We start from the raw sequence: 12,679 nt of genomic DNA on the forward strand, positions 1-12,679 counted from the left end.
CAGATCGCCGCCAAACACCAGCCCGCCCTTGTCGGATTGGCTCATATAGAAATGCCCCATGCCGAAGCTGACCACATTGTCGATCACCGGCTTCAGCCCTTCGGTGACAAAGGCCTGCAACACATGGCTCTCGATCGGCAGCCGCCGCCCGGCCATCGCCGCCAGCTGCCCCGAACGCCCGGCGACCAGAATGCCGACCTTGCCGGCACGGATCGGCCCGCGCGTGGTCTGCACGCCCTTGACCACGCCGTTTTCGATGTCGATGCCGGTGACTTCGCAGTTCTGGACCAGATCGACGCCGCGATCCGAGGCGCCGCGCGCATAGCCCCAGGCCACCGCGTCATGGCGTGCGGTGCCGCCGCGCGGATGGTAAAGCCCGCCATAGATCGGGAACCGGGTCTGTTCGAAATCGAGATAGGGCAGATGTTTGCGCACCCCTTCGCGGTCCAGGAGGATCGCATCATCGCCCTGGTTCACCATCATGTTGCCGCGCCGCGCAAAGGCATCGCGCTGCCCGTCCGAGTGGAACAGGTTGATCAGCCCGCGCTGGGAATGCATGACGTTGTAGTTCAGCTCGGCCTCAAGCCCTTCCCACAGTTTCAGAGAATGCGAATAGAATTCGGAATTGCCCTGAAGAAAGTAATTGGCGCGCACGATGGTGGTGTTGCGCCCGACGTTGCCGCCCCCGAGATAGCCCTTTTCCAGCACCGCGATATTGGTCAGCCCGTGGTTCTTGGCCAGGTAATAGGCGGTCGACAGCCCGTGGCCGCCGCCACCGATGATGATGGCGTCATACTGCGCCTTGGGCTGGGCATCGCGCCAATGCGCCTGCCAGCCGCGGTTCCCCGAGAGCCCCTCCTTGATGACCTTCCAGCCCGAAAAGCGCATGTTCACCTCCCATCAGACGGGTCAGATGAAACCCTTCCTGCGCAGAAAGTGCAATGCGCGAACCGCAGTGGTTTAGCTGTTTGCGACAGGAGTGGTCGCATCAAGGCGATGAGATGCAAAAACACCACTTGCGCCGGGCAGGTCAACCGGCCAGATGCGGCGGCGTCGCGGCCCGGCGTTCGTCAAGGCTCAGCACCCGGGGGGCGACCACCGCGCTGCCGTCGGCCTTGAAAAAGGGCGTCGTGCGCCGGCCGCGCAGCAGCGCCGCGAAATGCCGGCTGACGATGTTGAAACCGGCCAAAGCCACGCCGCGGGGCTTTGGCGCCGGCTCACCGGGCCGCGCGCCGCCGGTATTGGCGACCGAGACCAGCGGCCCCAGATGATCGCGCGCGCCGGGCGCAACCGCATGTTCCAGCACCCCGACGAAACAGAGGCGCGGCGTGCCCAGCGTGTTGAACAAAGGCGTATCGCAGCAGGCGGCGTACCAGCGCATCAGCCCCTTGGGCGACAGGCGCAGACAGGCCAGCCGGTCGCGGCCCGAAGTGATCTCGACCCGCGCCGGGATGGTCTGGAAGATCGCGCTGCCGCCGCGCGCATCCAGCAGATCGCCGGCGCCCAGCGCATGGGCCCCGGTCTGGCAGTCGCGGCAATAGCACAGCACCCGGCTGCCGGCACCGGCGCCGTGATGCAGCACCCCCCCAAGGGTGCCGCAGCGGCAGGACAGCGCGATTTCCGACAAGGTTACAGCCCCTTGGCGCGATAGCTGGCGGCGACCTTCTCGATCGCCACCAGATAGGCAGCGGTGCGCAGGTCATCGACATCGTCGCGGCTGTGCCAGACGTCGCGCATCGACTGATAGGCGATCCGCATGGTGTCATCGAGCCCCGAGCGCACCAGCTCCAGCTCATCCGCGCCGCGCAGGTATTTCTGCTTGAAATCAGGGCTCGGCGACCATTTCTTGCCCATCACCTCGGACAGGCTCTCCAGCTCGTCGACGATCAGCTGGTGGCGCGCCTCTTCCTGGCGCCGCTGCATGCGGCCGAAGCGGATGTGGCTGAGGTTCTTGACCCATTCGAAATAGGACACGGTGACACCGCCGGCATTGGCATACATGTCGGGAATGATGACGGTGCCCTTTTCGCGCAGCACCGCGTCGGCACCGGCCGTGACCGGGCCGTTGGCCGCCTCGATGATCAGCGGCGCCTTGATGCGCGCCGCGTTGGTCAGGTTGATCACCCCCTCCAGCGCCGCCGGGATCAGGATGTCACAGTCCTCTTCCAGCACCGTGGCACCGTCGCTGCTGTGCACCGCGTCCGGGAAACCGGCGACCCCGCCATGTTTGACGATCCAGGCCCGCACCGCATCGACATCCAGCCCCTTTTCGTTGAAAAGCGCGCCGTCCCACTCGATGATGCCGGTGATCCTGGCGCCGTCTTCTTCGCTGAGGAACTTGGCGGCGTGATAGCCGACGTTGCCCAGCCCCTGAACGATGATCCGCTTGCCATCCAGCGTGCCGGTCAGACCGGCCTTCTCCATGTCGCGCTTGTCGCGGAAGAACTCGCGCAGCGCATATTGCACGCCCCGTCCCGTGGCCTCGACACGGCCGGAAATCCCCCCTGCATTCAATGGCTTGCCGGTGACGCAGGCAATGGCATTTATCTCGGTGGTGTTCATGCGCGCATATTGGTCGGCGATCCAGGCCATCTCGCGTTCACCGGTGCCCATGTCGGGCGCCGGCACGTTCTGGCTGGGGTGGATCAGGTCGCGCTTGGCCAGCTCATAGGCGAAACGCCGGGTGATCAGCTCAAGCTCGTATTCCTCGTATTTGCGCGGGTCGATGCGCAGCCCCCCCTTGGAGCCTCCGAAGGGCGCCTCGACCAGGGCGCATTTGTAGGTCATCAGCGCCGCCAGCGCCTCGACCTCGTCCTGGTTGACGCCGATCGCGTAGCGGATGCCGCCCTTGACCGGTTCCTTGTGCTCGGAATGCACCGAGCGATAGCCGGTAAAGGTCTGGATCTGCCCCCGCAGCCGCACCCCGAAGCGCACCGTGTAGGTCGCGTTGCAGACCCGGATCTTTTCCTCCAGCCCCGGCGGCAGATCCATCAGCGCCACCGCGCGGTTGAACATCAGGTCCACGCTTTCTCTGAAACTCGGCTCTTTCGAAATGCTCATCTTTCACCTCCTGCAAAACGGAATTGCGACTCAACGCCGCAGCCCCGGCCTCAAGCGCAGCCTAAGCCGGTTCCGTCGCAGGTGGCGAGAGGGTATTTCGGCTTTCCGCTGAAATACCGGGCAATTTGCGAAAATCGAAACAATCGGCAGACCCCGGCCAGATCGTCCACCCGCAGGCATCAATCCCGGCGGTATCAAACAACCGCACCAGTTCCGCCGCAGTTCTGCCCCATTTGGCGCGCAGAAAGCCTGTGGCGCAATGGGCGCGGCCTCAGGTCGTGCTGGCGCGAGCGCCGCGAGCAATTGGTGACAGAATGCGTCTTCACAGGAGACATCCGCAGACCGGGATTCCGCAGCGCGCCTCGCGTGCCTGCGCGGGCTGGCTGCGGCGCTTTGCCCGCGACGAAGACGGGGTTCTGGTCGGTTTTGCGGTCTTTCTGTTCATCATGATCCTGATGATCGGCGGCGTCGGCATCGACGTGATCCGCTCCGAGATGAAGCGCACCCGCCTGCAGCACACGCTGGACCGCGCCATTCTCGCTGCCGCCGACCTCAACCAAGAGCGCGACCCCCAGGCCGTGGTCGAGGATTATTTCGCCAAGTCCGGCATGACCGACTACCTGGCCAGCGTCACGGTCGACGACGGGTTGAACTACCGCGTCGTCGAGGCCAGCGCCTCGATGGACATCAAGACGCATTTCATCAAGGTCTTTGGCATCGACAAGGTCGCGGTGCCGGCCTCGGGCCGCGCCGAAGAGCGGATCGGAAACCTCGAGATCTCGCTGGTGCTCGACGTCTCGGGCTCGATGAACTCCAATTCGCGGCTGACCAACCTCAAGATCGCCGCCAAGGATTTCATCGAGACCATGGCCGACAACTCCGAGGAAGGCGCGCTGTCGGTCTCGATCATCCCCTATGCCACCCAGGTGTCGATCCCCGAGACCCTGTTCGACACGCTCAACGCCTCGGTCACCGGCGATGTGGACGTCGAGACCGCCCTTGACGGCGGCACCTCGGACAAGGCCGCCAGCCAGCAGGGCTATTCGCATTGCATCCATTTCGACGATGACGATTTTGCCACCACCGCGCTCGATCCCGCAGACCGCTGGACCCAGGCCCTGCATTTCAGCCCCTGGAGCTATTATGACGGGCGCGACAACGACCCCAAGGAACTGGTCCAGTCTCCGGTCTGCCGCGCCGACAGCGCCAGCGAGGCGATGGTTCTTCAGGGCGACGTGGCGACGCTGAAATCCTATATCGACGGGCTTTACGCCACCGGCAACACCTCGATCGACCTCGGCATGAAATGGGGCGCCGCGCTGCTGGATTCCTCGACCCGGGCCTCGATCGGCTACATGATCGAACAGGGCGCGGTCTCCTCCGATTTCACCGGGCGCCCCTATGGCAAGGACGGCGGCGAGACCTCGCTCAAGGTCATCGTGCTGATGACCGACGGGCAGAACACCTCGCAATACTACGTCAACGACGGCTACCGCAGCGGCGATTCCGACATCTGGTGGAACGACCAGGAAGAGGTCTATTCGGTCTATGCCGGCACCGACCGCTACGACAAGAACGGCAACGGCGCCTATGACGACGACCTTTACTACTGGCCGGATACGAACCAATGGGCCGACCACCCCTATGGCAACGGCGAGATCACCACGACCGAGTGGGTCGAACATGTCGAAGAGTACTGCAAGCGGTACAACCGCAAAGGAAACTGCAAGAAATGGGGCACCAAGAAGACCTATGAAGAGGTCATCACCACGGTCTCGGAAGACGGCGAGGCCGTGCAGCTGCAATACCCGGACCTCTGGGCCTATACCTCGTTGAAATGGAACGTCGAAGAGAACTACGAACCCTGGATGGATGACAGCCAGGCCTGGTCCGACTGGTATTATGCCGTGCGCCGCTATGTCAGCTCCTCGATCAAGAACAGCCGCACCAAGGCGATCTGCGACGCCGCCAAGGCCGAGGACATCATCGTCTTCACCATCGGTTTCGAGGCGCCTTCGTCCGGGCAGGCGATCCTGCAGGACTGCGCCAGTTCCGACAACCATTACTTCGACGTCGACGGGCTGGAAATCAAGGACGCCTTCGCCGCCATCGCCTCGTCCATCGCTCAGCTGAAGTTGACCCAATGACGCGCTTCCTGAAACGATTCCGCAAGGAGGATGCCGGCCATGCCTCGATCGAATTCGCGATCATGTTCCCGGTGTTCTTCTTCATCCTCCTGTCCTCGATCGAACTGGGGGTGATGACGGTGCGCTCGGCGCTGCTGGAGCGGGCGCTGGACGTGGTGGTGCGCGAGATCCGCCTGACCACAGGCAGCGCGCCCTCGCACCAGAAGCTGCGGGAAATGCTGTGCAGCGAAACCAACGTGGTGCCCGACTGTCTCAACAACCTGGCGCTCGAGATGTATCTGGTCGACCCCCGCGCCTGGGCCGGCATCCCGGCCAAGGCGACCTGCACCAATCGCGCCGAAGAGGTCGACCCGGTGGTCTCTTTCTCGCATGGCATGGACAACGAATTGATGATCCTGCGCGCCTGCGCCAAGTTCACCCCGATGTTCACCGATCTCGGGATCAGCGCGCTGTTGCAGCGCGACGGCGCCGGCGACAGCGCCATCGTGGCGAAATCGGCCTTTGTCCAGGAACCGAGGTAACGGGCATGATTGGAAAACTGAAAACCTTCCTGCGCCGTTTTTCAGGTGACACCGGCGGATCGGTGGCGGTCGAGGCGGCGGTGATCCTGCCGGTGCTGTTGTGGGCGATGGTGGCCATGTGGGTGTTCTTCGACGCCTACCGGACACGGTCGACCACCGAGAAGGCGGCCTTCACGATCTCGGACATGCTGTCGCGCGAGACCAATGCCATCGACGATGCCTATCTCGACGGCGCCAAGAACCTGCTGGACCTGCTGGCGCGGTCGGATTCGGCCTCGGGGCTGCGGGTCACGGTGATCAGCTATTCCGGCGCCAACAAGAGCCATGCGCTGGAATGGTCCAAGACCCGTGGCAACATGCAGGCGATGGACGGCTCGGCGATGAACCAGATCGTCGGCGACCTGCCCACCATGTCCGACGGCGAGACCATGATCCTGGTCGAGACCCTTTCGACCTATGAGCCCGCACTCAAGGTCGGGCTCGGCGACCAGGTGATCAAGACCTTCGTCTTCACCCGGCCGCGTTTCGCGCCTCAGCTGGTCTGGGAATCCTGAGCCGCGCGTTCGGCGATCATCGCTTCGAGCATCTGCGCCATGACCTTGGTTTCCGCCCCCGGCGTGACGCCGCCGATGCCGACCCGGCGCCCGAGGCGCCACCACAGCCCCGGCAGCCAGCGCCGCCCGACCGGGGTCTTGAGCCGGACCAGGAACCCGTTTGAGGGTTTCATCGCGAACATGCCGCGCTCGATCCGCGTGATCTGGTCGAGGGCGGCGATCACCTCGCCCCCGTTGTCGCGCAGCCCCTCGGCGGTCAGCTCGACCACCCGTTCGGTGGCGCGGCGGGTCTTCTCGGCCACCCAGAGCGCCGCCGCGCCCAGCACGATGAGAAACAGCTGCCAGTGCAGCGCGCCCGAGGGCATGGTGAGGCCCAGATAAAGCAGGATCGCGCCAAGCAGGCTCAGCACCCCCACCCCCAGCCAGCGGCGCGGCCCCGAGGCGCGCACGGTCGCCAGAATGTCATTGCTCATGTTGGTCCCTTTCCTTGGCCCAGCCCTAGCGCATTCGGCGGGTCGGGCTCAAGGGCCCACGGACGTGCGGCGGCCCCGAAGCGCGGTTTCACTAGGGCTGTGTTCAGAAGGGCATCGGATGCTGCCGGTGGGCGGCATCGATGTCGGCCAGCACCTCGTCGCCGAGCCGCAGCTCGAGCCCCGCAAGCACATGCTCGAGCTGCGCCAGCCGCGTGGCGCCGAAGATCGAACTGCCGGTGAACGGCCGCTGCACGGTGAAGGCCAGCGCCATATGCACCGGATCGAGACCGTGCCGGGCGGCAATCTCGAGATAGGCGGCGACGGCCCCGAAGACCCGCGGCGTGACCCGCCCGCCAAGGTTGTCGACGATGGATCTGCGCGACCCCTCGGGCAGCGCCCCGCCCTGGTACTTGCCGGTCAGCAGACCGGCGGCCAGCGGCGAAAAGGCCAGCAGCCCGACATCCTCGTTGACGGCAAGCTCGGCCAGATCGGTGTCGAAAAGGCGGCACAGCAGCGAGTATTCGTTCTGGATCGAGGCCACGCGCGGCCCGCCGCCCGCTTCGGCCAGCCGCAGCCACTGCGCCGTGCCCCAGGCGCTTTCGTTGCTGAGACCGAAGGCGCGGATGCGGCCCCTGTCGACTTCGCGCTGAAGCGCGTCCAGCGCCTCCTGCATATGGGCCAGCGTCTCGGCGCGGTTCTGCGCCGAGGGGTCGTAGCGCCAGTTCTGGCGGAACATGTAGGAGCCGCGATTGGGCCAGTGGAACTGGTAGAGATCGATGTAATCGGTTTTGAGGCGGCGCAGCGAGCCTTCGACCGCCTCGGCGATGGTCGCGGCCGAGATCGGCGCCCCGTCGCGGGCGCCCTTGTAGCCGGCGCCGGAATGTTTGGTGGCCAGAACCACCGCGTCGCGGCGACCGGAGCTTTCGAACCAGCGGCCGATGATCTCTTCGGTGCGGCCGGTGGTCTTGGGGCTCAGCGGGTTGACCGGGTACATTTCGGCGGTGTCGACGAAATTGATCCCCGCCGCCAGCGCCATGTCGATCTGGGCATGGGCCTCGGCTTCGGGGGTCTGGGTGCCGAAGGTCATGCTGCCGAGGCAGAACTGTGAGACCTTGATGCCGCTGCGGCCGAGCGGGTTCATTTTCATCTGTCGCTCCTGTGTGTTTCGGGCCGGGCCGGGGCGCTGCCCCGCGTCGTCTTTTGGGCAAAAGCCGACGCCCCCCGGGATATTTCAGGCAAGAGAAAAAGGGCCGTTCAGCGCCGGCTGCGGGCGTGGAAGATGAAGCCGAGCAGGTTGAGCAGGATCTGGGCGGCGAGGATCGAGGTGCCGCCGGTCGGGTCGTAGTCGGGCGCCACCTCGACCAGGTCGATGCCCACCACCTCGTGGCGTTCGGCCAGCGCCTGCATCATCTCGAGCACCTCGTAATAGAGAAAGCCGCCGTGGCTGGGCGTGCCGGTGCCCGGCGCGATCGAGGGGCAGAAACCGTCGATGTCGATGGTGACATAGACCCGGGCGCCCTGCGGGATGCGGTCGATGACGCCGGCGGGGCCCAGTTTGCGCGCCTGGCGCACCGAGAGGATGTCGCTGCCCATGGCGCGGGCGGCGTCATAGCCGTCCTTGGCGGTCGAAGAGACATTGCGGATGCCGACCTGGGTCAGCCCGCTGACATGGGGTTTCTCGGCGGCGCGGCGCATCGGGTTGCCATGGCCGAAGCGCACCCCGTGGCGTTCGTCGACGAAATCGAGATGGGCGTCGATCTGCAGGATGTGGATCTCGCCCTGATCGTCGAAGGCGTTGATACAGGGGATGTTCACCGAATGGTCGCCGCCGATCACCACCGGCAGCGCCCCGGCCCGAAGGATGGCGCGCACCCCGGCCTCGATATTGGCGTGGCTTTTCAGGGTGTCGGTATGGACGATATCGGCATCGCCGATGTCGACGATGCGCACCTCGGCCGGCAGGTAGGTGGCGTCGTCCTCGTGATCATAGGCGCCGGCGTGGCCGAAGCTGAACAGGGTCGAGGCCTCGCGCACGCCGCGCGGGCCGAAACGCGCCCCCGAGCGCCACTGGGTGCCGAAATCGAAGGGCGCGCCAAGCACCGCGACATCGGCCTCGATGCTGCCCCAATCGGCGACATAGGCGCGCTTGGCGAAAGTGGAAATCCCGACGAATGGCAGGTTCAGCCTGCCGCTTTCATATCCGTGACCCGACATTGCTCCCCCCTGCTCCCCCCTGGTCTTCAGGCCGCAGCCTGAGCGGTTTTCGGCGCCGGGGCAAGAGGGAATTGCGGCCGGGACGGGTCTGCGCCAATTGAGAACAAAATGCGAACATGCTAGGCTGGCCGCATGACGACTCGGCTTTTGACACGCGCGCCCCGGCGCGAGCGCCCCGCGCTTGAACTGGCCCCGGGCCTCGGCCTGCCCCGGGCCCGGCTGCACGAGGCCTGTGGCGATGCCCGCGCCACCTTTGCCCTGTGGCTGGCGATGCAGACCACAGGCCCGGTGTTCTGGATTGCCCCCGCCTGGAACAGGGCGCGGCTGAACCCCGACGGCATGCGGGGCTTCGTCGACCCGGGCCGCTTCATCTTCGTGACCCCGCAACGGCCCGAGGATGTGCTGTGGTGCATGGAGGAGGTGCTGCGCGCGGGCGCGGTGGCGCTGGCGGTGGCGGATCTTCCCGCCCCCCCCGGCCTGACGGCGGTGCGGCGCATGCATCTGGCGGCCGAAACCGGGGCCCGCGAGGGTGGCGCGACGCCGACCGGCCTGCTGCTCACCCCCGGCAACGGCGGCGCGCCCGGGATCGAGACCCGCTGGCGCATGGATGGCGCGCACCAGCGGGAAGGCTGGCGGCTCTGCCGGCTGCGCGCTCGCACCGCGCCGCCGCGGGCCTGGCATGTCGGCGGCCTGCCCGGCCCGGCGCGTCTGACGGCGGCAGAGGCAGAGGCGGAGGCGGAGCGCGACCGGCGCTCGGCCTGATCCCGCGCCGGACAGGCCCCCTGCCCCCGGGCGCCGCCACCGCCCCGCATCATCCGGCACCATCCGGCGCCATCCGGCGCGAAACGGCAGGATGGGGCAAAAACGACGCCGCCCTGTCGAAAACCCGCAAGCCCTGCGCGCCGCACGCCGCATGCTGGCGGATTATGCGCATGATGATTTCCTTTTCGGCCCTGTTCCTGTCGGTGGTGCTCTTGCAGCTCTCCTCGGGGGGCGTCGGGCCGCTGGACGTGCTCTCGGGCATCGCCCTCGGGTTCAGCACCGCCGAGATCGGGCTGCTCGGATCGGCCCATTTTCTCGGTTTCTTCATCGGCTGCTGGTGGGCGCCGCGCCTGATGGGCAGCGTCGGCCATTCGCGCGCCTTCGCCGCCTTTACCGCCGCCGGGGCGATCGGGCTCATTGCCCATTTCCTGTGGCTTGACCCGCTGGCCTGGGCGGCGATGCGGATCGCCTCGGGGCTCTGCGTCGCCGGCTGCTACACCATCGTCGAGGCCTGGCTGCAATCGCGGGTCACCAACGAGACCCGCGGCCGGGCGATGGGCGTCTACCGCATCGTCGACCTCGGGGCCTCGCTGGCGGCGCAGCTGGTCATCGGCGTGCTGGAACCGGCCTCCTACGTGTCCTACAACCTGCTGGCGATCATCTGCTGCGCGGCGCTGCTGCCGCTGACGCTGACCCGCTCGGCCCAGCCCGAGACCCCCTCGGCGCCGCGCCTGCGCCCGATGCTGGCGGTGCGGCGCTCGCCGCTGGCCGCCGCCGGGGTCATCGTCGCCGCCCTCAGTTCGGCCAGCTTCCGCATGGTGGGGCCGATCTATGGCGCCGAGGTCGGGCTGGCGGCGCCCCAGATCGCCTGGTTCCTGGCCGCCTTCGTGCTGGGCGGCGCCCTGGCGCAATACCCCGTCGGCTGGCTGGCCGACAAGTTCGACCGCCGCTGGGTGCTGATCTGGCTCTCGGCCGCGGCCGTGGTCTCCTGCGGGGTGACCATCTGGCTGGGCAGTTCGAGCTATGCCATCATCCTGCTCAATGCCGGGCTGTTCGGGCTCACCGCCTTTCCGATCTATTCCGTCGCCGCCGCCCATGCCAATGACTTTGCCACCTCGGCAGAGCGGGTCGAGCTTTCGGCGGCGCTGATGTTCTTCTATGCCCTCGGCGCCATTGCCGCGCCCCTGTTCGCCTCGGGGCTGATCGACCGTTTCGGCCCCCCGGCCCTGTTCGTGATGATCGCCGCCGGGCATGGCATCCTGATCCTCTTCGGCCTCGGCCGCATGCGGGTGCGCCACTCGGGCGGCAACCGCACCCGCTATGTCTATGCGCCGCGCACCTCCTTCCTCATCGGCCGTCTCACCGGGCGCCAGCGCGAAAGGCGCCCGCCGCCGCCGGAAGGGGGTGCTTAACCCTCTGGCACTGAAGCGCGCTTTGGGCTAGACGAGGCGCGACACGAGACCAGAGGACAAACCATGGCGCGCCATCTCATCACTTCGGCCATTCCCTACATCAACGGCATCAAGCATCTGGGCAACCTCGTCGGCAGCCAGCTTCCCGCCGATCTCTTCGCCCGCTACCAGCGCGCGCGCGGCCACGAGGTGCTGTTCCTCTGTTCCACCGACGAGCACGGCACCCCGGCCGAACTGGCCGCCGCCAAGGCCGGCAAGCCGGTGGCCGAATACTGCGCCGAGATGCACGCCGTCCAGTCGCGGATCGCCGAGGGCTTCCGCCTGTCCTTCGACCATTTCGGGCGCTCTTCCAGCCCGCAGAACCACGCCCTGACCCAGCATTTCGCCGGCCGCCTCGACGCCGCCGGCCTGATCCGCGAGGTCAGCGAAAAGCAGATGTATTCGCCCACCGACGGCCGTTTCCTGCCCGACCGCTATATCGAGGGCACCTGCCCCAACTGCGGCTTTGACTCGGCGCGCGGCGACCAATGCGACAATTGCACCAAGCAGCTTGACCCCACCGACCTGATCGAACCGCATTCGACCATCTCCGGCGCCACCGACCTTCAGGAGCGCGAGACCAAGCACCTGTTCCTGCGCCAGAGCCAGATGCGCGACAAGCTTCAGGCCTGGATCGACAGCAAGGCCGACTGGCCGGTGCTGACCACCTCGATCGCCAACAAATGGCTGAATGACGGCGACGGGCTGCAAGACCGCGGCATCACCCGCGATCTCGACTGGGGGGTGCCGGTGATGAAGGGCGATGCGCCCTGGCCGGGCATGGAGGGCAAGGTGTTCTACGTCTGGTTCGACGCGCCGATCGAATATATCGCCTGCGCCCAGGAATGGGTCGATGCCGGCAAGGGCGACGACTGGCAGCGCTGGTGGCGCACCGACAAGGGCGCCGAGGACGTCACCTATACCCAGTTCATGGGCAAGGACAACGTGCCCTTCCACACCCTGTCCTTCCCGGCGACGATCCTGGGCTCCGGCGAGCCCTGGAAGCTGGTCGATTACATCAAGTCCTTCAACTATCTGAACTATGACGGCGGCCAGTTCTCGACCTCGCGCGGGCGCGGCGTGTTCATGGATCAGGCGCTGGAGATCCTGCCCGCCGACTACTGGCGCTGGTGGCTGCTGAGCCACGCGCCCGAAAGCAGCGACAGCGAGTTCACCTGGGAGAACTTCCAGCAATCGGTGAACAAGGATCTGGCCGACGTGCTGGGCAATTTCGTCAGCCGGGTGACCAAGTTCTGCCGCTCGAAATTCGGCGAGGCGGTGCCGGAGGGCGGCGAGACGGGCCCGCGCGAGGCGCAGCTGGTGGCGGAGCTGACGCAGCGCATCAGCGCCTACGAGGCCGAGATGGAGGCGATCAACGTCCGCAAGGCGTCTCAGGAGCTGCGGGCGATCTGGGTGGCGGGCAATGAATACCTGCAAACTGCGGCGCCCTGGTCGACCTTCAAGACCGACCCCGAGACCGCCGCCATGCAGATCCGC

Annotated in this window: 12 protein-coding genes; 6 read left to right on the forward strand and 6 right to left on the reverse strand. The window is 66.4% G+C overall.

Going from position 1 to position 12,679, the window contains the following annotated elements:
• From ABZD10_RS07905 to ABZD10_RS07915, 3 genes are all read right to left on the reverse strand, one after another.
• A partial coding sequence (locus ABZD10_RS07905; protein ID WP_372885651.1) for an FAD-dependent oxidoreductase occupies positions 1 to 888 on the reverse strand: 888 nt, incomplete at its 3' end.
• A 142-nt stretch (positions 889 to 1,030) separates the two neighbouring features.
• On the reverse strand, positions 1,031 to 1,627 hold the full coding sequence (locus tag ABZD10_RS07910; RefSeq protein WP_372885653.1) for a DUF6151 family protein: 597 nt from the start codon (positions 1,625 to 1,627) through the stop codon (positions 1,031 to 1,033).
• Positions 1,628 to 1,629: 2 nt separating this feature from the next.
• On the reverse strand, positions 1,630 to 3,060 hold the full coding sequence (locus ABZD10_RS07915) for a Glu/Leu/Phe/Val dehydrogenase (protein WP_372885654.1): 1,431 nt from the start codon (positions 3,058 to 3,060) through the stop codon (positions 1,630 to 1,632).
• Positions 3,061 to 3,374: 314 nt separating this feature from the next.
• Here ABZD10_RS07915 and ABZD10_RS07920 point away from each other — a divergent pair, with 314 nt between their 5' ends.
• Genes ABZD10_RS07920 through ABZD10_RS07930 form a run of 3 tightly spaced genes read left to right on the forward strand, consistent with a single transcriptional unit; the run spans position 3,375 to position 6,282 of the window.
• Positions 3,375 to 5,207, forward strand: a complete 1,833-nt coding sequence (locus ABZD10_RS07920) for a pilus assembly protein TadG-related protein (protein WP_372885655.1) — start codon at positions 3,375 to 3,377, stop codon at positions 5,205 to 5,207.
• Complete coding sequence (locus ABZD10_RS07925) at positions 5,204 to 5,728, forward strand: TadE/TadG family type IV pilus assembly protein (RefSeq protein ID WP_372885656.1); 525 nt, start codon at positions 5,204 to 5,206, stop codon at positions 5,726 to 5,728. The genes ABZD10_RS07920 and ABZD10_RS07925 overlap by 4 nt, the downstream gene beginning before the upstream one ends.
• Before the next feature lie 5 nt (positions 5,729 to 5,733).
• Positions 5,734 to 6,282 carry a TadE/TadG family type IV pilus assembly protein gene (locus ABZD10_RS07930; protein ID WP_372885657.1) on the forward strand — a complete coding sequence of 183 codons (549 nt, stop codon included), beginning with the start codon at positions 5,734 to 5,736 and terminating at the stop codon, positions 6,280 to 6,282.
• Here ABZD10_RS07930 and ABZD10_RS07935 read toward each other — a convergent pair.
• From ABZD10_RS07935 to speB, 3 genes are all read right to left on the reverse strand, one after another.
• A complete protein-coding gene (locus ABZD10_RS07935) occupies positions 6,261 to 6,755 on the reverse strand; it encodes a hypothetical protein (RefSeq protein WP_372885659.1) in 495 nt (164 codons plus the stop codon). The genes ABZD10_RS07930 and ABZD10_RS07935 overlap by 22 nt on opposite strands.
• A gap of 103 nt (positions 6,756 to 6,858) precedes the next feature.
• Positions 6,859 to 7,902, reverse strand: coding sequence for an aldo/keto reductase (locus ABZD10_RS07940; RefSeq protein WP_372885660.1), 1,044 nt, complete (start codon positions 7,900 to 7,902; stop codon positions 6,859 to 6,861).
• A gap of 107 nt (positions 7,903 to 8,009) precedes the next feature.
• Positions 8,010 to 8,969: an agmatinase gene (gene speB, locus ABZD10_RS07945; protein ID WP_372885661.1), complete on the reverse strand. Its 960-nt coding sequence runs from the start codon at positions 8,967 to 8,969 to the stop codon at positions 8,010 to 8,012.
• A 132-nt stretch (positions 8,970 to 9,101) separates the two neighbouring features.
• Here speB and ABZD10_RS07950 point away from each other — a divergent pair, with 132 nt between their 5' ends.
• The 3 genes from ABZD10_RS07950 to metG form a co-directional block, all read left to right on the forward strand.
• On the forward strand, positions 9,102 to 9,731 hold the full coding sequence (locus ABZD10_RS07950) for an ImuA family protein (protein ID WP_372885663.1): 630 nt from the start codon (positions 9,102 to 9,104) through the stop codon (positions 9,729 to 9,731).
• 164 nt (positions 9,732 to 9,895) lie between these two features.
• Entirely contained in the window at positions 9,896 to 11,143 is a 1,248-nt protein-coding gene (locus tag ABZD10_RS07955; protein WP_372885664.1) for an MFS transporter, read from the forward strand.
• Positions 11,144 to 11,206: 63 nt separating this feature from the next.
• On the forward strand, positions 11,207 to 12,679 hold a 1,473-nt coding region (gene metG, locus ABZD10_RS07960), incomplete at its 3' end, for a methionine--tRNA ligase (protein ID WP_372885666.1).

Source organism: Shimia sp., assembly GCF_041624275.1.
Lineage (GTDB): Bacteria > Pseudomonadota > Alphaproteobacteria > Rhodobacterales > Rhodobacteraceae > Shimia.

Excerpts from the sequence above, each read along its gene's own strand:
- ABZD10_RS07915 (WP_372885654.1), bottom strand. The coding sequence starts at position 3,060 with ATGAGCATTTCGAAAGAGCCGAGTTTCAGAGAAAGCGTGGACCTGATG.
- ABZD10_RS07920 (WP_372885655.1), top strand. The coding sequence starts at position 3,375 with ATGCGTCTTCACAGGAGACATCCGCAGACCGGGATTCCGCAGCGCGCC.
- ABZD10_RS07925 (WP_372885656.1), top strand. The coding sequence starts at position 5,204 with ATGACGCGCTTCCTGAAACGATTCCGCAAGGAGGATGCCGGCCATGCC.
- ABZD10_RS07930 (WP_372885657.1), top strand. The coding sequence starts at position 5,734 with ATGATTGGAAAACTGAAAACCTTCCTGCGCCGTTTTTCAGGTGACACC.
- ABZD10_RS07935 (WP_372885659.1), bottom strand. The coding sequence starts at position 6,755 with ATGAGCAATGACATTCTGGCGACCGTGCGCGCCTCGGGGCCGCGCCGC.
- ABZD10_RS07940 (WP_372885660.1), bottom strand. The coding sequence starts at position 7,902 with ATGAAAATGAACCCGCTCGGCCGCAGCGGCATCAAGGTCTCACAGTTC.
- speB (WP_372885661.1), bottom strand. The coding sequence starts at position 8,969 with ATGTCGGGTCACGGATATGAAAGCGGCAGGCTGAACCTGCCATTCGTC.
- ABZD10_RS07950 (WP_372885663.1), top strand. The coding sequence starts at position 9,102 with ATGACGACTCGGCTTTTGACACGCGCGCCCCGGCGCGAGCGCCCCGCG.
- ABZD10_RS07955 (WP_372885664.1), top strand. The coding sequence starts at position 9,896 with ATGCGCATGATGATTTCCTTTTCGGCCCTGTTCCTGTCGGTGGTGCTC.